The organism is Clostridium mobile (assembly GCF_018918285.1).
GTDB classification, from domain to species: domain Bacteria; phylum Bacillota; class Clostridia; order Clostridiales; family Clostridiaceae; genus Clostridium_AW; species Clostridium_AW mobile.
Window position 1 is genome coordinate 731,382 of the sequence record NZ_JAHLQF010000002.1, and the last position, 25,677, is coordinate 757,058.

Sequence of the window (25,677 nt, forward strand, 5' to 3'; positions counted from 1 at the left end):
AGTGTAAAATTATTTTCTCATATATAAATTTCTGCAAAGATAATTTGTTTTTTAAAATATAAAGCTAAGTATATAGTGAAGCCACTCCAATAAGAAGTCGCTATTTGACTACATACTTAGCTCCCTTATGTTTTGAAAATATTTATTCTAAACGTTCCGATTCGATAACATAGTTACTATTAGGGAGATACTTTAACCTATAATTTTTGCCCTCATAAATTTTGTTGAACCGTGGATTATAATAATAAGTTTCTTCCTCCAATACAAATGATGGAGTTACTCCTTTTCCACCATCATGCACAATGCTACATTTTCCACTAGTAGTTTCATAATCTTGGTTAATATAATATTTAATATCTCGAAAACGTGGCTTTATTACATGAGTATAAGAATAACCCGTCCAAATCATAAGTAGAGGAATAAAAAATATTAAAAATGCATATTTCTTTTTATCCTTTACCCTAACTAAAAAGACTAAGCCTCCAATTATCCAAAAAAACGCAAAAAATACTTGGAATAATGTATCTATAACAAAATCCATGTTTCAACCAACCCTTCCATGTACACTATTCTGGCAAATACATAGGTTTTGCCAATAGAATTTCACCAAATAAATGTTTTATATTTTCTCTATATTAAAATTGGCAATAACTATACTATTTTTTTATTATAGCATAATTTTCAAATTCAGTTATATATTATGGCTAAACATTTATTTTTTAAATTATAAGTTTCTACAAAGATATTTTAGTTTAACAAACATAGAGCTAATCATATAGTGAAGCCGCCTCAAAAAGCGTTACTATTTCACTAAAAGATTAGCTCTTCTATTTTTGTAAATTTTATAAGTCCTTATTGAAGCAAGACAGTATGATAAGCATTGCATATTATTTTTTTATTTGACACAGATGTGCTTAAAGTATATAATGTGATGTATAGACATACACAGTTAGGAGGGAGAGCTTGAATATTATAATATCGAATATTTCTGAGAAGCCCTTATATCAACAGATTAAGGAGCAGATCAAGGAAGCTATTCTAACAGGGGAGTTAAAGAATGGAGAGTTATTGCCATCTATCCGTAATCTTTCATCAGATATTAGAGTTAGTGTTTTAACTATTCGTAGAGTATATGATGAGTTGGAAAAAGAGGGTTTTGTCTCTAGTCAAGCAGGCAAAGGAACTTTTGTATTAGCTGGAAATATAGATCTTATTAAAGATAGTAGAAGGTTGATGGTGGAAGATAAGATGACGGATATGGTGTCAATGGCTAAATCAATAGGAATTAGTAAAAAAGAGCTTATAGACATGATGGACATTATTTATGAGGAGGATTAAGACATGGAAGATATACTTAAAGTTTCAGAGGTTTCAAAGAGTTTTGCCAATTTTAAGTTAGATAAGGTATCATTCAACATCAAAGAAAATTGCATCACAGGGTTTCTAGGTAAAAATGGTGCTGGCAAGACCACTATAATAAAGATTCTATTGGGATTGCTTAAAAAAGATAGTGGAGATATTACCTTTTTTCCAAATAATCAGCAAATGGATAGATCCTTAATAAAAAATAAAATAGGTGTAGTCCTAGACGACGGATTCTTTTATGATAATTTGACTTTAACGGAAATGAAGAATCTAATTGCTTCAAGTTATAATGCATGGGATGAAGATAAATATCAAGAATTTTTAAGAGGATTTCGTTTAAATCCTAAGCAATCTATATCAACATTATCTAAAGGAATGAAGCTTAAGTATTCTTTATCCTTAGCCTTATCTCATGGAGCAGATTTACTCATAATGGATGAACCTACTTCTGGGCTAGATCCAGAAATAAGAAAAGAATTGATGGATATACTTATTGAGTTTGTTCAAGAAAAAGGGAAGAGTGCTTTTTTCTCAACACATATTACTAGCGATTTAGAACGATGTGCAGATGAGATCATAATTATTGATGACGGGAGAATAGTTGAGCAAGTAGGCAAAGATGAGTTAATGGAATCTTATCGTCTAATGAAAGGAAGTTTAAAAGATTTAGAATCATTAAATCAAGAGTCTTTTAAAATTATCGATAAGACAAACTATGGATTCATAGGAATTACAAATCAGTTTCAGCCGATAAAATCCATAAATCCCAATATAGTTTTGGAAAGAGCGACATTAGAAGATATTTTTCTGTCAATGGTAGGGAGGGAGTAGAATGAGAGAGATTTATAATTTGATAAAAAAAGACTTTTTGATGGTTAAGAAACTTATATTACCTATTTCTGCATTTATTGTGGCAGCTCCTATATTTATATCTTATAGAACACCTTTTTTTCAACAATATGGAGATGTTTTATATTCAGTATTGGCTTTAACCATAACATTTATGGTTTATCATGCAATATCAATGGAAGAGATGAAGCAAAAAGGCGATATCTACCTAAGAATAACACCTATGCCGATGATTAAGATTGTTCTTGCAAAATACATACTAATAATAACAACCTTTTTGATAACAACAGCGCTATATCTGATGATATCATATATTCCCCTAACTTATGTTGGCAACGTGGATGTGAAGAGTATTATAGCCACTTTTACAATAATAGCATTATTTTTTGGATTTTATATACCTCTGACTTTTAAATTTGGCTATGTAAAGTTACAGGTATTAAGCGCAGGAATAATGTTCATTTCGCCATTTGTGGTTCCATTTATTATGAAGTACTTAGGTAGTGACTTCTTGCTGCTGGCCTATTTCAAAAGTAGTCCAATGTGGAAGATTACTACAACTGCTTTATTAATTGCATTTATTGCAGTTATCAGTGGTACCATGTTATCAAATTCAATTATTAAAAATAAAGAGTATTAAAGAAGGTGATGCTATGAGCAGAAATATAGAATCTATATTAGCTATATTACTTTTTAGCATGGCATCAGCTACTTCCATAGTATACTCTGCATATCAATTTATCAGTTTTATGTTAAATAAAAATCGTATAAACTATACTATGTCAACGATCATCGATACAAAAACTGCTTTTCCTGAATCTATGAAAAAGAATAATTCTACATGGGCTATGGTAAGGTTTAGAGTAAACGAGAAAGAATATGTTTCTTCAAGTTGGATTCAGGTGTCAATGAATGTATTAGTAGGGGATGAAATTAGAATAGCTTATTTTAAAGATAATCCTAGCGAAATATTTACCCCTAACTTAAATAAAGCAGCGATTTTCTTTTTGATTGGAATCGCGTGAATGACGGTTATGTTTTATATAAAGTCAAAACAATAGAGTGGCAGTCATACGAGTTACAACTTATATGGCTGCCGTTATTATTTTATCTTCATTATCTTATCTTAAAGCCTCTTTCATATTAAACAGGATAATCAATATCAAGCCTGCTGCGAAAACCTAATATTGCGAAAAGCCTATCTTTTATGTAACCATTATTAATTATATTGAATATCATTATAATAGAAAAATAAAAATATCCTTAGAAAAATATTTTAAAAGCAGTTATAAGGAGGAGTAAAAATGCCTAATTCAAATAACTCAACAACTTTCCAGTGCTTCCTGATAACCTTTGAAGGACTTGGTCTTAATAATTTTGATCCTGTTCCTTCAATTGATGCTGGTTTTACAACGGCATCTTTTCCAGGCTGGGTTGCTCTTCTCCCAATTAGTTCAGGTGGTACAGGCAATATAGCTAATTTACCTTCACCAATAACAACAATTTTCTTTAAAGATGCACCTGATTCCCGGGATATAACCTTTACTAATCCGATTGCCTCCATTGACTTAAAATATGTTTCAACAGATACAGTCACAATGCAGGCATTTGATGCATCCAATAATCTTCTTGCAACAGTATCAGCACCAGGGAACTTTGTTCCTCCTACTCTTGACAATTGGGAGCCTTTGGGAATCAATCTATCTTCGAATGTAATTTCTAGAATAACATTTACAGGGCCTATAAGCAATTTTGCCATAGACAATGTAAATATATGTATAGTTACAGCCAACAGAGGACTTTCATGTGAAGCTTTTCAGGAGATTTTATAAGAAGATAGATAAATAATTTAATAAAATAGTAATGAATTTATGGATATATCCTATAAAGGGCAGATAATAACCTTTTTAATTTACCTAAAGGTTGTTATCTGTTTTAATTTTATATATGAGTAATAAGTATTACAATTTTTATCTTCAGGGACATAAGATGGAATTATTACATATATTGGTTATGTAGGTGGTGCGTAATATTATGTGAGGAGGAAAGAATTTGGGTAGGCTAAAACCAGAAAAACTTTCAGTGGAATTTAGAAAAGGTGTTACCCCAAAAGAACCAATCATACCAAGACGTTATACATTGACCCATTGTGACAGTACGGCAGAACTTTTTTTAACAATTGGAGAGGAATATGCGCGTGATAAGATCAATCCAATGAGAGATGAAGTTTTTGGAGAATGGGTTCAGGTTGATGGTAAATGTATATACAATGTATATTTATATCTAGATGGCGGTGAGTTTACATTCACGGTAATATCTATTAGAGATGGTATATTTAGGCGGGAGTTGCCATTGGCTCTAGAAGCTATAAGGTACGGAGATAGTGAATTTTTTAAAATTCATCCAGAGTTAAATAATGCCCCAATAATGGTATATTTCCAATCAAGTGATCCTCGATATAATAAAGTTGAAAATTGGGGATGCTTTTCACAATATGATAGTAGGACTGTGCTTATAGATGAGAAAAAATTTAGAGTAAGTAATAAAGAAGAGGGAACAATAGTAACACTTTTAAATCCATATATAGAAAATGTGATTTTTAGAATTTATGGCAGAAATGAAAGATTTTGTTTAGCGGAGGTAGAAATAGGAGGAATAGAAGAGGTAAAAACAAGTGATAGGTGCAGACCTAATTATGATGTGTTTGTAACTTTAAAAGTGGGAAATGATCCTCGTCCTCTTCCTAATCTTATTATAGGATTCAGAATAATGCCAAATAGAATAGTGGTTCAAAGTGTAAGACAGCCGAGATAATAGAAAAAATTTAAAGCTTTAGATAGGAATTTACCTTGTCTAAAGTTTTTATTTATTAAGCGAAAAAGGAATATTTACAAATAAAATTAAAAATTTTTTGGTTTTTTCACACAAAAGATGTAAAATAATATAAAATTATAATTAAAAAGTATGGGGGTAATATAAATGTATGATGTTATTATTATAGGTGCAGGTGTAATGGGTTGTGCAATTGCAAGAGAGCTTTCAAAATATAAATTAGATGTTTGTCTTATTGAAAAGGAAGAGGATGTATCAAACGGGGCATCAAAAGCAAATAGTGGAATAGTCCATGGAGGATATGCAGCAAAGTATGGAACCCTTAAGGGAGAACTCTGCATTAAAGGGAATAGTATGTATAGACAATTAGAAGAGGAGCTCAATTTCGGGTTTAGACAACCAGGGGGACTTGTGGTAGCATTTACAGATGAGGATATGGAAAAAATAAAAGAGCTTTATGAAAATGGATTAAAGATTGGATGTACTGACCTTGAGATAATAGATAGTAATAAAACAAAAGAATTAGAGCCTCATATAAATCCTGATGTTAAGGGGGCACTATATGCAAAAAGTGTAGGAGTTACTTCTCCTTATGAACTTACAATAGCTCTTGCTGAAAACGCTCTTGCAAACGGTGTTGAGCTTAAACTAGAGACAAAAGTTTTAGGAATAGAAAAGTCAGAAGATCACTTTACTATAAAAACAAACAATGGGAATATACAAAGTAAATATATAATAAATTCAGCGGGACTTTTTAGCGATGAAATAGCAAAAATGGTTGGAATAGATGATTTTGAGATACTTCCAAGAAGAGGGCAATATATAATCCTTGGAAAAGAGCAGGGGCACCTTGTAAATAAAGTTGTTTTCCAAGTGCCAACTGTAAAGGGCAAGGGAATATTGGTTACAACAACATACCATGGAAACTTCATGATAGGTCCAAATGCCGAAGAAGTAGATGAGAAATATGACGTTGCAACTACTATGGAAAGTCTTGAAAAAGTAATAGAAACAGCTAGAAAATCCATAGGGGATTTTGATATAAAAAGAGCACTTGCAACATATTCAGGTATCAGATCTGTAAGTAGTACAGGAGATTTTATAATAGGTGAAACAAAGGTGAAGGGATTTATAAATGTTGCTGGAATTGATTCTCCAGGGCTTACATCCTCACCTGCAATAGCAGAAAAAGTTACTGGGATACTTGAGTCATCAGGACTTGAACTTATGAGAAAAGAAAACTTTAATCCCTATAGAAAAGCTATAATTGTAAAAAAAGACAGTAGTTTTGATGGAAAAATAGACCATGAAGTACCAGAAAAAAATATAATCTGTAGATGTGAAAGAGTAACTGAAGCTGAGATAATAGATGCAATGAGAAGAGGTATACCTGTAAAATCTATAGATGCAATAAAAAGACGTACAAGAGCAGGAATGGGAATATGCCAAGGAAATTTCTGTAGACCAAGGGTTAGAGGAATAATATCAAGGGAAACAGGGATACCAGAAGAGGAAATTACACAGAGAGGAAAAGAGTCAAGTCCAGCACCAGAAAGGGTAGATATTAGACTTGTAAGGAAGTGCGATAAATAGACATATGAATAAACGTTAATTATCTATGTAGTTTGTGTAAAAACAAGTAAAATAAGAATATGTACCATAAACTACAGGAGATATTATGAAGAGGTGAAAGCATTGGAAAAGGAATTTTTTGATAGAATACAATTAAATCCTATTGTTGCAGCAGTGAGTAATGTTAAAAAACTTGATGAAGCAATAGAATCTCCCTGTGAAATAATATTTCTTTTAACAGGAGATATTTTTAATCTTGAGGATATAATAAAAAAAGTTAAAGAAAATGGGAAGAATATATATGTGCATATAGATTTAGTAGATGGATTTTCTAAGAATTTAACCACTTTGAAATATATCAGTAAAAAAACCGATGCGGATGGAATAATTACAACAAAGAGCAGTTTCATACGACCTGCCAAGGAAATGGGTTTATTTACTATACAAAGATTATTTATGCTAGATTCACTATCATTAGATTCAGGAATTGAATCCATAAAAGTTACTAGGCCCAACGCTGTTGAAATTATGCCAGGTATTATGCCTAAAATTACAGAAAAAATATATAACGAAACTAGCATTCCAATTATAACCGGTGGATTGATAATGGATAAAGATGATGTAATACAAAATCTTAAATCTGGTGCAGTGGGTATATCCACAACTAAAAAAGAAATATGGTATTTGTAAATGTTTAAATAATGGGTTGACAAGCATTCAGACTCATGATAGAATTAAGAAAAAGTATAGAAGATTTAGAAAATTTTATATTTAAAAGGCGAGAGAAATGAGAGCCACACTATAGGACCTATGTAAAGTAGGTTTTGGTTAGTGTGGCTTTTTGTTTTGATTTTTTAAAGTACTTAAAGTAACAAAGTTTACACAGGGGAATAATTGTATATTTTTCTGGAAAATACCTTCCAGAATTTTATAAAATTAATTTAGGGGGGAATTAAAATGTCAAACATGGCATTGTATTCAGCAGAGTTTTTAGGTACAGTAATCTTAATATTACTAGGTAGTGGAGTTGTTGCCAATGTATCTTTGAAAAAATCAAAAGCGGAAGGAGGAGGCTGGATAGTTGTAACCGCAGCATGGGGGTTTGCTGTTGCTATAGCTGCATATACAACAGGATGGATAAGTGGAGCTCATCTAAATCCTGCATTAACCATAGCTTTTGCTGTGATTGGAAATCTTAAGTGGAGCTTAGTGCCAGGATATATAATAGCGCAACTTTTAGGAGCTATTGTAGGAGCGAGCATTACTTATGTTACCTTCAAAGACCACTTTAGAATCACAGAAGATGCTGATGCAAAGTTAGGGGTATTTTGTACAGCACCTGCTATTAGAAACACTGTATCAAATTTAATAACGGAAGCCGTTGGAACTGCTATGTTGGTTTTAGGTATACTAGGAATTAACAATGGTAGTAACAATGTAGGAGCTTTAAGCGCATTATTAGCAGGAATTTTAGTTTGGGTAATAGGATTAAGTTTAGGTGGACCTACAGGATATGCTATAAATCCAGCAAGGGATTTAGGACCAAGAATTGCTCATGCTATTTTACCAATACCAGGCAAGAGAGACTCTGATTGGAGTTATGCCTTTATTCCTGTAATTGGACCGATTATAGGAGGAACAATAGGAGCACTAATATATCAATTTTTCACAACTCTATGGGTATAAATTAAAATGAAAAATTAAGGGGGAAGTACTATGGAAAAAAAATATATAATGTCATTAGACCAAGGAACTACAAGTTCAAGAGCCATACTCTTCAATCATAATGCTGAAATCGTTAAGGTAGCACAAAAGGAATTCAAACAAATATATCCTAAGCCAGGTTGGGTAGAACATGATCCTATGGAAATATGGGGAACTCAAATGGGAGTGGCAAGAGAAGTATTAGAAACGATGGGAATTAGCCCTCAAGAAGTTGCAGCTATAGGTATTACAAATCAAAGAGAAACTACTGTGGTTTGGGACAAAAACACAGGTAAACCTGTATACAATGCTATAGTATGGCAATGTAGAAGAACTGCTCAATTATGTGATGAGTTAAAAGAAAGAGGATTGGAAGAGTATATAAAAGAAACTACTGGACTTGTTGTAGATGCATACTTCTCAGGAACTAAGATCAAATGGATTCTTGATAATGTAGAAGGTGCTAAAGAAAGAGCGGAAAAGGGCGAACTTTTATTTGGAAATATTGATACATGGTTATTATGGAACTTAACAAGAGGTAAGGTTCATGTAACCGACTACACTAATGCATCTAGAACTATGCTGTTTAATATAAAAGATTTATGTTGGGATGAAAAAATATTAAAAGAATTAGATATTCCAAAATCAATGCTTCCAGAAGTAAAACCTTCTAGTGAAGTATATGGAGTAACTGATGAACATACCTTTGGAGGAGCACAAATACCTATAGCGGGAATAGCAGGTGACCAACAAGCAGCTTTATTTGGCCAGGCTTGCTATGGCGAAGGAATGGCTAAAAACACTTATGGTACAGGATGTTTCATGCTTATGAATACAGGAGAAAAGATGGTACCTTCAAAGAATGGATTACTTACAACTATAGCTTGGGGTATTGATGGAAAAGTTAATTATGCCCTAGAAGGAAGTATATTTATAGCAGGAGCGTTAATTCAATGGTTAAGAGATGAGCTAAGACTTATTGTTGAAGCTTCAGATAGTGAATACTTTGCACAAAAAGTTAAAGACACAAATGGTGTTTATATAGTTCCAGCTTTTGTAGGACTTGGGGCTCCATATTGGGATATGTATGCAAGAGGAACTATTATGGGACTTACAAGAGGAGCAAATAGAAGTCATATAATCAGAGCAGCACTTGAAGCTATTGCATATCAGACAAGAGATGTATTAGAAGCAATGCAAGAAGATTCAGGAATTACTCTTAGAGAATTAAAAGTAGATGGTGGAGCAGTAGCAAATGACTTCTTAATGCAGTTCCAGTCCGACATCTTAGGTGTACCAGTTAATAGACCAAAGATAATAGAAACTACAGCACTAGGAGCAGCTTATTTAGCTGGTTTGGCAGTAGGATTCTGGAAAGACACTGATGAAATAGCAAGAAACTGGAATGTAGATAGAGTATTTAATGCTGAAATGGATGAAGAACACAAAGAGAAAATATACAAAGGCTGGAAAAAAGCAGTGGATAGATCACGTGACTGGGCAGATGAATAAGATATTTGAAATAAGATAATTAATATTATATTTTGTGCTTGAGATAAAGAGAGGCATGCTAAAAACCTATGAAAAATGGGGTTATTTGGCATGACTTTCTATTTTACAAAAATTATGAAGCATTAGGAGGGATGAACATGAACGATATAGTCATTATAGGTGCAGGTGTTATTGGCTCCTTCATAGCAAGGGAATTATCAAGATATAATCTGAAGATAGTAATGCTAGAAAAAGATAACGACGTGTCAAATGGCACTACAAAAGCTAACAGTGCAATTGTACATGCTGGGTATGATGCAGAAGTAGGAAGTAATAAAGGTGAATTCAATGCTCTAGGTAACCAAATGTTTGATAAAGTATGTGAAGAGCTTTATGTTCCTTTTAAACGTACAGGATCCTTAGTAGTAGCCTTTGATAAAGAGGATATGGATATGCTACAAAAGCTGTATAATAACGGTATAGAGCTTGGTATTCCAGATGTAGAAATAATAGATGGAGAGAAAACTAGGGAATTAGAGCCAAACTTAAGTGATGAAATAATTGGAGCTTTATATGCACCTACTGCTGGTATTGTTAGCCCTTATGAGTTGGCAATAGCATTAGCAGAAAATGCAGTTGAAAATGGAGTGGACCTAAGATTAAATAATGAGGTGCTAGATATAAAAAAGAATGAGAATGGATATAAAATAATTACTAATGATGGAGAAGTGGAAGCAAAATATGTAATTAATTGCGCTGGAGTATATGCAGACAAGATTAATAACATGGTAGCCTCTCCAAGCTTTAGTATAATACCTAGAAGAGGGCAGTATTATCTGCTTGACAAGGGAGCGGGTAATACAGTTAGTAGAGTTATTTTCCAATGTCCTACTCCTATGGGAAAGGGAGTTTTAATTACCCCTACAGTCCATGGAAATATTTTAGTTGGACCAGACTCAGAGGATATAGAAGATAAAGAACTTACAGAAACCACAGCAGATAGAATGGCTTATGTAAGAGAATCTGCAAGCAGGGCATGTAAAAATATACCTTTTAATAAAGTAATAACATCCTTTGCAGGACTAAGAGCTGAAGCAACAGGGGGAGACTTCATAATAAAAGAGTCTGAAGAAGCTAAAGGATTTATAAATGTGGCAGGAATGAAATCCCCGGGATTATCTGCTGCTCCTGCAGTAGCTAAATATATAGTAGAAGTAATCAGAGAAATAGCTGGTGATCTAGATGAAAAGGAAGATTTTAACCCAAGAAGAAGAGAAATAATCAGGTTTGATGAATTAAGTGATGAAGAAAAGGCAGAGGTAATAAAAAGGGATCCAAGGTATGGAAGAGTAATATGCAGATGCGAAAACATTACAGAAGGTGAAATTGTAGATGTGATTAATAGAAAGGTTGGAGCAACTACCGTAGATGGTGTTAAAAGAAGGGCAAGACCTGGAATGGGAAGATGCCAAGGTGGATTCTGTGGTCCAAGGGTTATGGAGATTTTAGCTAGGGAACTAGGAAAAGATATATCAGAGATAGTTAAGAGCAACAAGGACTCCTATATAATAACAGGAGAAACTAAGGAATAATGTGGAGGTGATTATATGGTTAGTTACGATATCGTAGTCATAGGAGGAGGACCCGCCGGATTGGCAGCTGCCATTGAGGCAAAGAAAAATGGTGTAGATAATATTTTAGTTATTGAAAGAGATAGAGAATTAGGTGGAATATTACAGCAATGTATTCATAATGGATTTGGTCTTCATGTATTTAAGGAAGAATTAACAGGTCCTGAATATGCAGGAAGATTTATAGATGAGCTAAAGAAGGAAGGCATAGAATATAAACTAGATACTATGGTAATAAATATGACGGAAGATAGGGTAATAAGTGCCGTAAATACAACGGATGGTTTCATGAAAATAAAGGCAAAGGCCATAATACTTGCCATGGGATGTAGAGAGAGAACAAGAGGAACTATAAATATTCCAGGGACAAGGCCAGCAGGAGTATATACAGCAGGTATGGCACAGAGATTTATAAATATGGAAGGATATATGGTAGGAAAAAAGGTAGTTATATTAGGATCTGGTGATATAGGACTTATTATGGCTAGAAGACTTACCCTTGAAGGTGCTGAAGTACAAGCAGTAGCAGAATTAATGCCTTTCTCAGGTGGACTTACAAGGAATATAGTTCAATGTTTAGATGATTTCAATATACCACTATTATTAAGTCATACTGTGGTTCGTGTTGAAGGGAAAGATAGAGTGGAAGGGGTAGTTATAGCTAAGGTAGATGAGTTTAGAAAGCCTATTCCTGGCACAGAAAAACATTATGATTGTGATACATTACTATTATCTGTGGGCTTGATCCCTGAAAATGAGCTGTCTGAAAAAGCAAATATTCAAATAGATAAAGTTACTTCAGGACCAGTAGTTAATGAGTCTATGGAAACCTCTAATAAAGGTATTTTTGCCTGTGGTAATGTGGTACATGTACATGATTTAGTTGATTTTGTTACAGAAGAAAGCAGAAGAGCAGGAAAGAGTGCCGCTAAGTTTATAAAAGATGAACTCCAAGATGATGGAAATGTAATAAGCACTAAAACAGGAGAGGGTATAAGCTATATAGTGCCTCAAAGGATTAGGATTGAAAATGTTGAAGGTAATCTCCAATTATTTATGAGAGTGAGAAATGTATATAAAAATGTTAAAATGGTGATTAAAGGAGATGGAGAAATAATAAAAGAAATGAAGAAGACCCATTTAGCTCCAGGAGAGATGGAAAATGTACAAATTCAATTAAGTTCATTAAAAGGAAGAAAAATATCAGAAATATCAGTATCAGTAGAGGAGGTATGAAAATGAGTAAAAAGAATATGGTTTGCATAGTATGTCCTATGGGTTGTCGTTTAACTGTGACTACGAATGAAAACGCTCCATTAGGATATGTAGTTGAAGGCAATAAGTGCAAACGAGGAGAAGATTATGGAATAAAGGAACTTACCAATCCAACTAGAGTTATTACATCCACCGTTAAAATAACAAATGCTCATTTAAGAAGACTTCCAGTGAGAACTGATGGTGCAGTTCCTAAAAATAAAATTGATGAATGTATGAAGGTAATAAACTCTATCAATGTAAAATCACCAATAAAAGTTGGAGAGATTATTATTCCCAATATATTAGGGACAGGTATTGATTTAATAGCTACAAGGGATATGTAAAATATAATGCTTCTTATTTTAAAGTGAAGAGTAAATGATAAATCCTATCGTTTGCTTTTTCACTTTTTATTATTTATTAATGAAAACAACAAATATAAGTACTCTTTTTCACCGCATATCTATATTTAAAGCTTTCTAATACATTTTTTTATTGTTAACATTTATTTAAAGTATATAATATTGATATTCCTTTGCTATGAACGTAAAATATAAAGAAGATAGTGTAATTAGATAAGGAGAAGATGGATTTTGAACAAATATATTGAATTTAGGGATGTAAAAAAGGTATATAAAATGGGAGAGGTAAAAATTGAAGCTCTAAGTGGAGTTGACTTCTCTATTGATAAAGGGGAATTTGTTGTTGTTGCAGGAGCTAGTGGTGCCGGTAAGAGTACAATATTAAACATATTAGGGGGAATGGATAAACCTACCAGTGGAAAAGTTATGGTGGATAATAATGAAGTTAATGCCTATTCTAATAAGGAGCTTATCACCTATAGAAGACACGATATAGGATTTGTATTTCAGTTTTATAATTTAGTACAAAATTTAACTGCCATTGAGAATCTAGAGCTAGCAACACAGATATGCAAAAATCCATTGGACATTGAAGAAACATTAGAAGCGGTAGGCCTTAGTGAGAGAAAAAAGAATTTTCCTGCTCAGTTATCAGGAGGAGAACAACAGAGGGTGGCAATAGCTAGAGCTTTAGCAAAGAATCCAAAACTTCTTCTTTGTGATGAGCCTACAGGAGCATTAGATTATAACACGGGAAAATCCATACTAAAACTTCTTCAGGATACCTGCAGGAAAATGGATATGACTGTGGTTGTAATTACTCACAATTTAGCAATAGCTCCAATGGGAGATAAAGTGATTAAGGTTAAAAACGGCAAAATTGAAAGTATAACAAAAAATGAAAATCCTACTCCAGTAGAAAGGATTGAGTGGTAGTGCGGATAAATTCTTTAACAAAAGATACCATAAGAGATATTAAAAAATCTCTAGGAAGATTTACATCTATTTTAGCAATTGTAGCTTTAGGAGTAGCATTTTTTTCAGGACTAAAGATAGCCCCAGAGGATATGAAAATAACTGCAGACAAATATTATGATGATTATAATTTAATGGATGTTAGAGTTTTATCTACCCTTGGTTTAACTGAGGGGGATGTGGACGAAATAAGAAAAATTTCAGGGGTAAAGGGAGTTTTTGGAGCTTACAGTATGGATGTACTTACCCAACATGATGCTAAGGAAGTTGTATTAAAGGTACATGGTCTGCCTTTAGATAAATTAAACGATAATGACGAAGATTATATAAATAGAGTAAATTTAGTAGAAGGAAGATTGCCAGAAAAGTCTGAAGAGTGTGTAATAGAAAAAGGAAAAAATGATGCTATAGATGTCCCAGTAGGTTCTAGCATAAAGTTATATTCTGGTACAGATGATCCATTAAGTGATAGTCTTAAAGAAACAGAATATAAAGTTGTTGGAAAAGTGCAAACTCCATACTATTTATCCTTTGAAAAAGGTAGTAGTTCTATTGGTAATGGACAAATAAGAAATTTTATTATGGTTCCACAGGAAGATTTTAAGATACCTGCCTACACGGAGATTTTTGCTACTGTAGAGGGAGCTAAGGAAATAAACTCCTATAAGGATAGTTATTTTGATGTGGTGAGTAGAGTTACAGAAGAGGTGGAAAATCTAGCTGAATCTAGAGAAGAAATTAGATATGAAGAGGTTTTAAAAGAAGGTAGAGAGGGCTTAGAAAAGGGTAAAGAAGAGTACACAAAGGAAAAAAAAGAGGCTGAAGAAAAGCTAGATAAGGCATTAAAAGAAATAGAAGATTCTAAAATAAAAATAAATAATTCAGAAAAAGATTTACTTCAGCAGGAAAGAACATTTAATACTTCTATAAAGGAAGCGGAAGATAAAATAGCTAAGGGAGAAAAGGATTTATTAAAAGGTGAAGAGGAATTAAAAAGAAACCTTAAAACTTTTAACGAGAAGAAAGTCTTAGCAGAAGAAGGTTTTAAAAAGGCAGAAGAAGAATTGGCCAAGGGACAACAGTCACTGTCTTTATTAGAAGGTAAAGTAGCTGAACTGGAAAATGCTCTTAGAAATCAAGAATTGGCAGAGGAAGAAAGAAAAAAATTACAAGTAGAGTTACAAACAACCAAGGGAATGCTACAAGGTACTAAGGATGAATTAGAAAAGGGAAAAAAGGAATTAGAAGAAAAGAAAGCCGGGTTAGCCAAAGGAGAAGAGGAACTGAATAAATCAAAAGCTCTTCTAATATCCTCAAGGAATAAATTAGAGAAAGAAAAGTCAAACCTTCAGGAAGGAAAAAACAAGGCTCTTGTTGGATTTAAAGAGGGAAGAGATAAGATAGAAAGTGGAAAGAAGGACTTGTTAAAGGGTGAAGAAGAGTATAAAAGCTCAAAAGAAAAAGCTGAGAAAGAGCTATCTAAGGCTAAAGATAAAATTGATGAAGGGGAAAAGAACTTAGAAAAAATTGAAAAACCTCAGTGGTATGTATTAGATAGAAAAAGCCATTATTCTTATATGGATTATGGTGGTTCCGCAGATAGAATTGATGCTTTAGCAAAGGTCTTTCCAGTGTTTTTTGCTCTAGTGGCAGCATTAGTATGTCTTACTACTATGACAAGAATGGTAGATGAGCAAAGGGTAAATATTGGAACATTAAAAGCTCTAGGATATAAAAAGGGAGCAATAGCTTCAAAATATATAGCTTATGCCTTAGTTGCTAGTACCTTAGGATGTATAATAGGCTTAGCTATAGGGTTTACTATATTCCCCATAGTGGTATTCAATGCCTATGGAATAATGTATGTGTTACCACCGGTAATTACAAGCTTTAATATTCCTTTAGCGGTGACAATATCCTTAGCAGCTATAGCAGTAACTACATTATCAGCCTTTTTTGCATGTTATAAGGAATTAGTAGAAACTCCATCAGTATTAATGCGACCGAGAGCTCCAAAGGAAGGAAAGAGAATTCTTCTTGAGAGAATACCTTTTATTTGGAATAAGCTAAATTTTAGCGCTAAGGTTACAACTAGAAATATTTTTAGATACAAAAAAAGATTCTTGATGACTGTATTTGGAATAGCTGGTTGCACAGCATTAATTGTGGCGGGTTTTGGAATAAAAGATTCTATTAGAACCATTGTGGATAAACAATTTGGAGTGATATTTACCTATGATATGACTGTGAATTTAGAAAATAAGGCTAGTCAAAAAGAAAAAGAGGAAGCTATAGAATATATTTCAAAGGATAATAGAATATCCAGCTATGGATTAACCAGTCGTGAAAATGGAAGTCTTTCTTTAAATAAACAAGAAAAGAAAATTGCAATAGTAGCTCCAAAGGATGTAATAAGTATAGAAAATTTTATACATCTACAAGGGCGTAAAGATGAAAAGCATATTCCAATCCCAGCTAAGGGAGTTGTTATTACAGAGAAAGTAGCAAATGATATAGGAGTAAAGGTTGGGGATGAAATAAATCTAATAAATAGTGAAGATAAGAAAGCTAAAGTTAAGGTAACTGGAATTGCTGAAAACTATCTTTCCAACTATGCATATATATCTCCGGATTACTATGAAGAAATCTTTAGGAAGCCTGTAGAAATTAATGAAGTAATAGCTTCTTTAAAAGATACCTCTAAGGAATTTGAAGATAATCTATCTAGAGATTTAATAGAAAAAGAGGGAATATCTAATGCAAGTTTTAATACTGCAATCAAAGAGAACTTTGAAGATACTATAAGAAGTTTAAATTATGTAGTACTTATTATGATTATTTCCGCTGGAGCTTTAGCTTTTGTAGTTTTATATAATCTAACTAATGTTAACATCAGTGAAAGAATAAGAGAAATTGCAACAATAAAAGTTCTTGGTTTCTATGATAATGAGGTATCAGCGTATATTTATAAAGAAAACACAATTCTTACTCTTATAGGGATTGCCTTTGGATTGATCATGGGAGTGTTTCTTCATAAATTTATAATGATTACAGTTGAAATGGAAAACATGATGTTTGGACGTTCACTAGATGTAAAGAGCTTTGTAATTTCAGTAATATTAACCCTTGCATTTGCAGTTTTAGTTAACATTGCAATGTATTATAAGCTTAAAAATATTGAAATGGTTGAATCTCTTAAGTCGGTGGATTAGGGTCTCTAGGTATCACTAAAAAATCAGAGAAAATGTTTGGAAATCAATAAGAAACATAAGTAATTTAATTGGACAGGTGTAATATACCTGTCCAATTTTTATCATATAGTTACTTATATACTTATTACTTAAATTTAAAAGTTTGAGTGTAGGGAGGTGGCATTAAACTGACATCTTTAGGAGCACTATAAACTTTATCTATGATAGTACCATAACTATCTTTATCATTTTTAATTGCATCTAGAACCCTATTAGCTACATCTAATCCTAAGTTATACCCTTCAGATAGATCAAGGGGATAATGCACCCCAGCATAAAGTCTAGAGATACTGCATTCCTTAGCCAGTTCAATTAATCTTTCTTTTTCTGCGGGGAAAAAATGAGATAATATCCCTGCGAAACATCCAGCACTAACGGCATGGCCAGCAGGATAACTTGGATGCTCAGGAGTTTTTAAATATGGAGTAAAACAAGGGTCATATTGAACAGGTCTTGGAATTTGGAAAGCATACTTATAATACCAACATATAACCATAGCATCATTAGTAGCATTAGAAACAATGCTATAAAGTCTTGAAGCAGACACGGCTGGAACACCATAGGCATTAATGAGGGTTTGAAGAATTGGTATAAGTTGATTTTGAGGTACTCCAGCTCCCCAATAGCTAGCAATAGTTTTTTCAGCATCTGTTAGATTGTAAGAGATATCAATTACTTTACTTAACTCACTATGAGAAAAGTCCATTGAAATATCAGGGATCTTTATATTAAAAGCAATATCATTGCCATTTAAATCTGTAAATCCACCATTAGGAGATCTTTTAAAATAATATAAAGGCCAACTGCCCCCTGAAGGGGTTTCTCCTAAAGAAGTAAACTCATTTTGGGGGTAAGAAATCTTGTCCCATCTATTTTCTGTATTGCAGTGACACATAAAATTTTCCTCCTAAATATTAAGAATTTAAAAAGAGTAACTACCCTTATTTATATAGTATGTGGTAGGATTTGAACAGTTTCATGGTCTAATAATTATTTTATATATAATAGTTTGTTTTGGTAGTTATATTTAGAATTACGGCGAATAAAGTTATAGTAATGTAATTTTGTAGAGAGTTTCATGAGTATTATATGAGGGGTGTATTATATGGGATGGTCCAAATACACTGAGGACAATATCGAGATGCAATTAGAGAGATTGGAAAGGTTAGAGAAACCTAAGGAAAGAGAAAAATCACATAATCAATCCCATGGTGGTAATAAAAACAATAATAAGATTAATTTAGGGGAGAAAAACTATTTAATATTTCAATTATGTAAAGAGGATAAAGAGGGTACGGAATCTGCATTGGACAATATTTTAAAGGGAATTACTACAGAAGAATTGAGAGAAGACTTTAAAGAAGGAATAATAAAATTATATGAGAGCGATTATTTATTATGTCACTATTTGGTTAACAATAGTGTGGAATTTAAAGAAGAAAAAAACATAGTAACTAAGGAAGAAAAAGAAGTAGCAGCTCTATATGAAACTATTATATATCCCTTGCAAATGAATATAAAAAATACTTTGGCTGATGACTTTAAAAACTTAGAGGATGAAATAAGCTTAAAAGATATAGAAAAAATAATATTAAAGTATGCATTGCCATATAAGGGGTTTATAGAAGAAGAATTTATATTTTATTGTAGTAAGTTACTAGAGAATATGCAGCACATGGAAAAATATATGCTAATTAAAATTATTTTTAAAAATAACTTTCTAAGCTATAAAAAAGAAAGTATTGAAACTTGCTTAAACATATTAGAAAAAAACTCCAATCTTTTAGACAATGAACATATATATACATTAATAGATTGGTCAAAAAATTTAGATAGGAATATTAAAGTAAGAATTATAAAAATCCTATGTGAAGAAATAAAAAGAACGGATGAATATAAGGCTATAATGGAAGAAAATTATTATAAAAGACTTAATAATATGGTGGCAATACTATCAATAAATTACTTGCCACTTGAAAAAGGCATAAATTACGCAAAAGTCATTAGTGGTAGAATAGAGGAGGTTGAGTTTAAAGAGGAACTAAAATTTTTAGTTAAGGAAGAATTGGTTGGAAGAAAATTATATGTTTTAATGAACTTATTCAAAGTAAAAAACAAAGAAGAAAGAAAGCTAGTTAAAAAGATAAATGCTGAAAATATCTTATTAGTAAGAAAGCATTTCCCAGATGTATATAAAAGTATGGTTATGAAAAAAATTAGAAAAGCTGAAAAAGATAAGAATTTACCTCAGCTAATAGTATTGCTTAATAATAATGCAGGGGCAGAATTTTATGATGAGCTATTCCATAAGGTATATAAAAGCATACCTAAAAGAAGTGAAAGTTTAATATCATTTTTAAAAAGTGGCAATATTCAAGGGGAAAAGAGAAATGAAATCAATAGAGAAATCTATAGCTTAATAAGAAAAGAAAACTTTAAGAAGGTAGATACTGAAATTATTGATTTTTTTATAAGAGAAGAGCTAGATAGTTTTGAATTATTTGTAAGAGTTGATGATGAGCTAAAGAAATATCTTTTAAATAGTTGGTGTAAAACAAATAAAAAATATAAAGTAAAAGAAATCATTTTGGTTTTATTGAAGAAATATACTTCTTATGAGGAGCAGATTACAATATATAATAATTATTATATTGAATATGAAGTAGATGATAAAGAAATATTTAATATAATAAGTAATAGGGTTTATCAATATGTGGTAGATTTAATTTTGGGAAAAAAGCTATTAGAGGGAAAGGACATAGATGAAAGAGATATAGAAGAAATATCAAATTTATTTATGGAGTTTAATTTAACAGAAAGATTTATTTATGACAAATGGCTATTTGCCAATACAGAGAAGAACATAAAAAGAAGCATATTAAAAAGTATACTATCCTTTAAGAAACCTATGGATATTTATGATGAACTAAAAAGCTTTCTTTATGGACTGTATATAGAAAATAATGTTGAAGAATTGGAAGAAAATATAGATTTCATAGTGGAGGCATTAGAGGAGAAGAGTGAATTATATCATACTTTTAAGGAGGTTTTGGAAGAACAAGATACCATAGTGAATAAAACAATAACTATGCTAGAAGAAAAGCTGAATCTGTAAAGCTATTTTTAGGTTCAGGTGGAGTTTGATTATAAAAAACACTCTCTCCATCTGAACCTTAATATATTTAATAAAAATGATATATTTAAGTAGTTTATGGGAAACATTTAAGCTATGGAAATAAATTGTATCACTTTATATAAATATATAATATCTTGTATAGTAGAAAGTATATGTGAAGGGAATAAATTAATGAGAAAAAAAGGTCTAAAAGATATATATTTTGATGTAGAGCATCACAAATATTGTATAGAAGATAATTCTTATGAAGAAAGTGAACTGAAGCTACCTCAATCCAAACTTGGTATAGCTTCATTTGCTTTTGCATTAGTAGGTATTGTCCTTTTTGTTATATCTATTATTCTTTTAGTTAAAACCAATAATCAAGGAGCATATCAAGAAATTACCTCTTCAGAAATTATGGGAACTATTTTATTATTAATAAGTGGCATATTAAGTTTTGTAGGTATAGGACTAGGTATTGCAGGAATGGTAACTAAAAATAGAAAAAAGATTTTTCCTGCCATAGGGATTATAATAAATTTATTGATAGCATTATATTTCATTGCCATAATAATAGCTGCAATTTCAAGTTTAGAAGAAGAACAATATGAATATAAATCAATACAGGTTAATTCTAATAAGTGCGTATATTCTATGACCAATAAATATAGTCACAAAAATATATAATATTAAATTTTAATAAAATGAAATAATAAGCAGACTATATTTTGTTATAAAATATTTATATAGCTTTAGGTGAAGTTGATATACCACCTAGAGCTTTTGTTATTATATGTAACATTTTTAAAGTATATATCTTAAATTAATTGACAAATCTAATTAAGAGGTATATTATTTAATTAAGTAATTACTTAATTAAAATTTAGGAGAATGAAAATGGATTATGTAGTGCAGATATTCAAAGCATTAGGAGATGAAACTAGATTAAAAATATTAATTATACTTTCAAGAAGAAAAATTTGTGCTAAAGGAATTGCTAAACACTTAAATATATCTGAAGCAGCAGTTTCCCAACATTTAAAGATTCTTAGAGAGTCTGGAATCATAACAGGTGAGAAGGTTGGATATTATGTACACTACAAATTACAAGAAGTAGTTCTTGAAGAAGTAGTAGATTTTATTAATAAGATTAATAGTAGTCATGACTTAGTTGATTGCAAATTAGGTGTAAATATACCTAACGATTGCAGAGTAGATTGCAAGGTCAACAAGATTAAATGTTGCCAAAGATCTTTAAAGTAAATTAAATCACTGTAGAGTAAGTTACAGTGGATATTTGTGAAAGGAGAACATAATATGAAAGTGTGTATTCCAGTGAAGGAAAACAAGGGATTAGATAGTGTTGCTTTTAACCATTTTGGTTCAGCACCATTTTTTCTAATTTACGATTTAGAGAAAGAAGAAGTAAAAGTTATTGAAAACGGAGATTTACATCACGAGCATGGTATGTGTCAACCACTTAAAGCAATTGGAGGAGAAGATATTGATGCGATTTTAGTAGGTGGTATAGGTGCAGGAGCATTAATGAAATTGAGCAACCAAGGAATAAAAGTATATAAAGTTAGTAAGGACACATTGGCTCAAAACATAGAATTGCTAAAAAGAAATGAACTTCCAGAGTTCTCAGCAAATCATAGCTGTAATCACCATGGCTGTAGTCATTAAACCTAGCTCTCACAAAAGTGAGAGCTTTTTATATGTCCTCTGATTAATAAGTATATCCCTTAAATAATTCTTAATTATAGATCAAAAGTTCATATTTTGTTTATATATGTGCTAAAATATTCAATAATATATAATATGAGGTTGGTGTTTATGAAAAAAAATATTAAATTTATTACACTATGTTTTTTATTAATTTTTATATTCACAGGAAAAGTAAGTGCTAAAGATGGAATAGAAATTACTAATTGGAACGTAAAATGTGATATTTTAGATGAAGGTTCTATTCTTGTGAATGAATATATAACTTTCAAATTTTCAGGAAGTTATAATGGGGTATTTAGAGAGATAAAAATAAACGATACTGACGGGATTGAGGATTTAAGCATAATTGAAAAAGGAAAAGATGGAGATATAACCCTCACAGAAGTAGATAAAGGAAAAAATGGTCAAAAAGGAATTTATGAGAGAAGCAGCTCAAAAGAAGGGGAAAATATAAAAATTTATTCTCCCTCAAAGAATACAGAAAAGACCTTTAATATAGTTTATAAAGTTAAAAATGTGTGTAAAAAATACCAGGATATTGGGGAGCTTTACTACAGTTTTCTTGGAGAGGAAAATAAAACACCCATAAGAGAATTCAATGTAAATATTAGTTTTCCCTACGATTTTAATAAAGATGAAGTGAAAATATTCGGTCATGGGCCACTAAATGGAGTAGTAAAATTTATAAATAATAGCACTGTAAATTTAAATGTTAAAAATGTAGGTGAAGGAAATCTAGTAGCTGCTAGAGTAATATTTCCAAAGGATTATATAAAAAACTCAAGTAAAGTAGTTAACGAAGATGGATATAATAAAATAATTAAAGAAGAGAATGGTTATGCTCAAAAGATAAAAGATAACCAAGTTCGAAATGAAAAGAGAAGTATTGTTGGGAAATATATTTCTATTATATTAAGCATCTTAGGAGTTTTAATATTTATATTTACACAAATTAAAACTAAAGAAAAATATGTAGATGAAGTATATACACAGAGTACTTTTCCAGATGAGTGTACCCCTGCAGTGTTGAGTTATTTCTACTATAGTACTGTGAGCCCTAGGGCAGTTTTAGCAACTATTTTAGACTTGAACAGAAGAGGATATTTAAAGATAGAAGAAATAGAAGAGGATAATTTAACAAAGAAAAGAAAAGATAATATAAAAAACTATAAGATAATGAGAACAAATATGAATCTTGATCTTCTAGATCATGAGAGATATTTTATGAACTGGATTATTGATGATATAGGTGACGGATACTATGTAACTACAGAAGGAATAAAAGAATATAGTAAAAAACATAGCTCAGAATTCTATGATAGATATACAAAATGGTCAAAACCTATTAAAGAAGAAGTTAAGAAAAGAGGGTATTTTGATTTAGAAGTTAGAAAAACTGGAGTAAGAATTATGATATTATCTATCATAATGATAATAGTTAGTATTCCATTAACTATATTTAGTGGATTATACGGTGCTTTATCTATAGGAGTGTTTGTCGTATTGCTATTATGGGGAGGGATTAGTCTTTATAATAGAAAAACTCCTTATGGAAAGAGAGAGTACGATAAATGGAATAAACTTAAAAAGGATATTACAAAGAATAAGAAAGAAGAATTATTTGAGGCTTACCCTATGGATAAATATCTTATATATTCTCTAGTGCTTGGAGTAGAAGATAGAAGATTAAATGAATTTAAAGAAAGCATAGAAAGAGATAACTATTATTATAATAACAATAATTTTTTATGGTTCTACTTTTATGCAGGCATGTTCGATAGCAGAACAGGAAAAAATGAATTTAGTTCCTCTATAGACTCAGCCTTTATTTCAACATCGCCATCCTCAGGAGCTGGTGGTGGATTCACAGGAGGCGGCGGTGGTGCCGGTGGTGGGGGAGCTGGAGGATTTTAGGCTCTAGATAAATTTAATAAAGTTGATAGGGTATATATTTAAAAAAATATATTTAAAAAAATATATTTAAAAGAAAAAGGACTATGTCAAAATTTTGCTTTGAGATAGTCCTTTTTTATATTTATATTTACATTTTATGTTTTATGTTTTTATAAAATTGGTGATAATAATCTTGTTATGGACTCCAGTATTTTGCTACCTCTACTTATATTATTCAAGTCCTCTAGGGTTACTTCTTGTGAATATTTCATGTCCATTAAGAATTGCTCCCTTAATGTATGAGATATTTCATCGTTATAAATAAAAGCATTGGTTTCGAAATTCAATTTAAAGCTTCTTATATCCATATTGGCTGTTCCAATGCTACATAGAGAATTATCGGATACAATGGTTTTACTGTGTATAAAGCCATTATTGTATAGGAAAACTCTAGCACCGGATTTCAATAACTCTCTTATATAAGATTGAGCCGCCCAGGACATAAATATATGATCTGGATTCCCAGGTATCATAATTCTTACGTCTACCCCAGAGAAAGAGGATATTTTCAAAGAGTCTAACACGTTATCATCCGGTACGAAGTAAGGACTCTGAAGATAAAGATAATCCTTTGCATTATTTATAATTTTTACATAACCATTTTTTATATATTGCTCATTATGATCTGGTCCACTAGATACAATTTGCATTCCTATATTTATATCCATGTGAGTTTTAGGTGAAAAATACTTTGTGTAGTCCTCAATTTCCTCTTTAGAGGCATAGGTCCAATCTAATAAAAATCTTCCTTCTAAATCGTTAACTGCTTCACCTACTATTTTCATGTGAGCATCTCTCCAGTTGCCTATTTTCTTATCTTTGCTTATGTATTCATTTCCTACATTAAATCCACCAAGAAAAGCAGTTTCACCATCTATAACTACTATTTTTCTATGATTTCTATAATTAATTCTTTTATTTATAAATGGGAAGGAATTAGGAAAAAACACAGCATATCTTCCTCCAGCCTCTTTAAAGGTTTTTAGGAGTTTGTCTTTGTCTTTTGCAAATTTGTAAGAGCCCATGGCGTCAAAGAGAAGTTTAACTTCTACTCCTTCTTTAGCTTTTTTAGTTAATAGCTTCATGAGTTTATAACCTAAATCATCGGGCTTTATTATATAATATTCCATATGTATAAATTTTTTCGATTTTTCAATATAATAAAAAAGATCATTAAATTTTTCTTCACCATGAAAATATAATTTTACATCATTTCTTTGAGTATATAGGGCTCTAGAATTTTTATAATGCATTTTTATTATATCTTCATTTTCTAGTGTACTTATATCATAGTCATAACTTTTTAATATCTTACCTATATATTCATTTTTGTTTACATCATCTATAAGTTTTTTATTAAAGATTTTTTCGCGACTAAGATTTATTCCAAAAAATAAATAAACAATGAACCCTACTATAGGGAAAAGAGTTAAAATTAAAAGCCATGCCCAAGTAGTAGAAGGGTTCCGCCTTTCAAAAAATATTAAAAATATTATAAATATTATATTAAGTACTAATGCGGATGTTCCAATTATTGATAGATTCATTTTAATTTCCTTTCTGAAAATTATTTATCTTATAATAATACA

23 protein-coding genes are annotated in these 25,677 nt (G+C 31.3%); 19 read left to right on the plus strand and 4 right to left on the minus strand.

Features of this window, described 5'->3' with window-relative positions; translation table 11 throughout:
- Nucleotides 1-142: 142 nt before the first annotated feature.
- Nucleotides 143-541 carry a hypothetical protein gene (locus KQI86_RS09680; protein WP_216439069.1) on the minus strand — a complete coding sequence of 133 codons (399 nt, stop codon included), beginning with the start codon at nt 539-541 and terminating at the stop codon, nt 143-145.
- Nucleotides 542-963: 422 nt separating this feature from the next.
- Here KQI86_RS09680 and KQI86_RS09685 point away from each other — a divergent pair, with 422 nt between their 5' ends.
- From KQI86_RS09685 to KQI86_RS09700, 4 genes are read left to right on the plus strand one after another with little or no spacing between them, the layout of a single operon-like run.
- Nucleotides 964-1,338, plus strand: a complete 375-nt coding sequence (locus KQI86_RS09685; RefSeq protein WP_216439070.1) for a GntR family transcriptional regulator — start codon at nt 964-966, stop codon at nt 1,336-1,338.
- Nucleotides 1,339-1,341: 3 nt separating this feature from the next.
- Nucleotides 1,342-2,196, plus strand: coding sequence for an ABC transporter ATP-binding protein (locus KQI86_RS09690; protein ID WP_216439071.1), 855 nt, complete (start codon nt 1,342-1,344; stop codon nt 2,194-2,196).
- A 1-nt stretch (nt 2,197) separates the two neighbouring features.
- Entirely contained in the window at nt 2,198-2,854 is a 657-nt protein-coding gene (locus KQI86_RS09695; RefSeq protein ID WP_216439072.1) for an ABC-2 transporter permease, read from the plus strand.
- 13 nt (nt 2,855-2,867) lie between these two features.
- A complete protein-coding gene (locus KQI86_RS09700) occupies nt 2,868-3,239 on the plus strand; it encodes a hypothetical protein (protein ID WP_216439073.1) in 372 nt (123 codons plus the stop codon).
- A gap of 251 nt (nt 3,240-3,490) precedes the next feature.
- Here the strand turns inward: KQI86_RS09700 and KQI86_RS09705 are convergent, their stop codons facing one another.
- Nucleotides 3,491-3,973: a hypothetical protein gene (locus KQI86_RS09705; RefSeq protein ID WP_216439074.1), complete on the minus strand. Its 483-nt coding sequence runs from the start codon at nt 3,971-3,973 to the stop codon at nt 3,491-3,493.
- 293 nt (nt 3,974-4,266) lie between these two features.
- On the opposite strand from KQI86_RS09705, the gene KQI86_RS09710 reads away from it, so the two are divergent.
- The 10 genes from KQI86_RS09710 (at nt 4,267) to KQI86_RS20505 (ending at nt 17,250) form a co-directional block, all read left to right on the plus strand.
- Nucleotides 4,267-5,028 carry a staygreen family protein gene (locus tag KQI86_RS09710; RefSeq protein ID WP_216439075.1) on the plus strand — a complete coding sequence of 254 codons (762 nt, stop codon included), beginning with the start codon at nt 4,267-4,269 and terminating at the stop codon, nt 5,026-5,028.
- Nucleotides 5,029-5,193: 165 nt separating this feature from the next.
- Nucleotides 5,194-6,639, plus strand: a complete 1,446-nt coding sequence (locus KQI86_RS09715) for an NAD(P)/FAD-dependent oxidoreductase (RefSeq protein ID WP_216439076.1) — start codon at nt 5,194-5,196, stop codon at nt 6,637-6,639.
- 93 nt (nt 6,640-6,732) lie between these two features.
- The gene (locus tag KQI86_RS09720; protein WP_343216162.1) at nt 6,733-7,308 is read left to right on the plus strand and encodes a glycerol-3-phosphate responsive antiterminator; all 576 of its coding nucleotides are present in this window, start codon (nt 6,733-6,735) and stop codon (nt 7,306-7,308) included.
- Between the two features lie 276 nt (nt 7,309-7,584).
- Nucleotides 7,585-8,304 carry an MIP/aquaporin family protein gene (locus KQI86_RS09725; protein ID WP_216439543.1) on the plus strand — a complete coding sequence of 240 codons (720 nt, stop codon included), beginning with the start codon at nt 7,585-7,587 and terminating at the stop codon, nt 8,302-8,304.
- A 30-nt stretch (nt 8,305-8,334) separates the two neighbouring features.
- Nucleotides 8,335-9,834: a glycerol kinase GlpK gene (gene glpK / locus KQI86_RS09730; RefSeq protein ID WP_216439078.1), complete on the plus strand. Its 1,500-nt coding sequence runs from the start codon at nt 8,335-8,337 to the stop codon at nt 9,832-9,834.
- Between the two features lie 137 nt (nt 9,835-9,971).
- Nucleotides 9,972-11,405 carry an NAD(P)/FAD-dependent oxidoreductase gene (locus KQI86_RS09735; protein WP_216439079.1) on the plus strand — a complete coding sequence of 478 codons (1,434 nt, stop codon included), beginning with the start codon at nt 9,972-9,974 and terminating at the stop codon, nt 11,403-11,405.
- A gap of 15 nt (nt 11,406-11,420) precedes the next feature.
- Nucleotides 11,421-12,680, plus strand: a complete 1,260-nt coding sequence (locus KQI86_RS09740) for an NAD(P)/FAD-dependent oxidoreductase (protein WP_216439080.1) — start codon at nt 11,421-11,423, stop codon at nt 12,678-12,680.
- Nucleotides 12,681-12,682: 2 nt separating this feature from the next.
- Nucleotides 12,683-13,045 carry a DUF1667 domain-containing protein gene (locus KQI86_RS09745; protein ID WP_216439081.1) on the plus strand — a complete coding sequence of 121 codons (363 nt, stop codon included), beginning with the start codon at nt 12,683-12,685 and terminating at the stop codon, nt 13,043-13,045.
- 249 nt (nt 13,046-13,294) lie between these two features.
- Entirely contained in the window at nt 13,295-13,999 is a 705-nt protein-coding gene (locus KQI86_RS09750) for an ABC transporter ATP-binding protein (protein WP_281417228.1), read from the plus strand.
- Nucleotides 13,993-17,250, plus strand: a complete 3,258-nt coding sequence (locus tag KQI86_RS20505) for an FtsX-like permease family protein (protein ID WP_343216163.1) — start codon at nt 13,993-13,995, stop codon at nt 17,248-17,250. The genes KQI86_RS09750 and KQI86_RS20505 overlap by 7 nt, the downstream gene beginning before the upstream one ends.
- 124 nt (nt 17,251-17,374) lie before the next feature.
- Here the strand turns inward: KQI86_RS20505 and KQI86_RS09760 are convergent, their stop codons facing one another.
- Nucleotides 17,375-18,184, minus strand: coding sequence for a vanadium-dependent haloperoxidase (locus tag KQI86_RS09760; protein WP_216439082.1), 810 nt, complete (start codon nt 18,182-18,184; stop codon nt 17,375-17,377).
- 210 nt (nt 18,185-18,394) lie between these two features.
- Here KQI86_RS09760 and KQI86_RS09765 point away from each other — a divergent pair, with 210 nt between their 5' ends.
- The 5 genes from KQI86_RS09765 (at nt 18,395) to KQI86_RS09785 (ending at nt 24,049) form a co-directional block, all read left to right on the plus strand.
- Nucleotides 18,395-20,404: a hypothetical protein gene (locus KQI86_RS09765; protein WP_216439083.1), complete on the plus strand. Its 2,010-nt coding sequence runs from the start codon at nt 18,395-18,397 to the stop codon at nt 20,402-20,404.
- A gap of 192 nt (nt 20,405-20,596) precedes the next feature.
- Nucleotides 20,597-21,094, plus strand: a complete 498-nt coding sequence (locus KQI86_RS09770; protein ID WP_216439084.1) for a hypothetical protein — start codon at nt 20,597-20,599, stop codon at nt 21,092-21,094.
- Between the two features lie 210 nt (nt 21,095-21,304).
- Nucleotides 21,305-21,670: an ArsR/SmtB family transcription factor gene (locus KQI86_RS09775; protein ID WP_216439085.1), complete on the plus strand. Its 366-nt coding sequence runs from the start codon at nt 21,305-21,307 to the stop codon at nt 21,668-21,670.
- Nucleotides 21,671-21,724: 54 nt separating this feature from the next.
- Entirely contained in the window at nt 21,725-22,093 is a 369-nt protein-coding gene (locus tag KQI86_RS09780) for a NifB/NifX family molybdenum-iron cluster-binding protein (protein WP_216439086.1), read from the plus strand.
- A gap of 150 nt (nt 22,094-22,243) precedes the next feature.
- Entirely contained in the window at nt 22,244-24,049 is a 1,806-nt protein-coding gene (locus tag KQI86_RS09785; RefSeq protein WP_216439087.1) for a DUF2207 domain-containing protein, read from the plus strand.
- 149 nt (nt 24,050-24,198) lie between these two features.
- Here the strand turns inward: KQI86_RS09785 and cls are convergent, their stop codons facing one another.
- The gene (gene cls / locus KQI86_RS09790; protein WP_216439088.1) at nt 24,199-25,635 is read right to left on the minus strand and encodes a cardiolipin synthase; all 1,437 of its coding nucleotides are present in this window, start codon (nt 25,633-25,635) and stop codon (nt 24,199-24,201) included.
- Between the last annotated feature and the right edge of the window lie 42 nt (nt 25,636-25,677).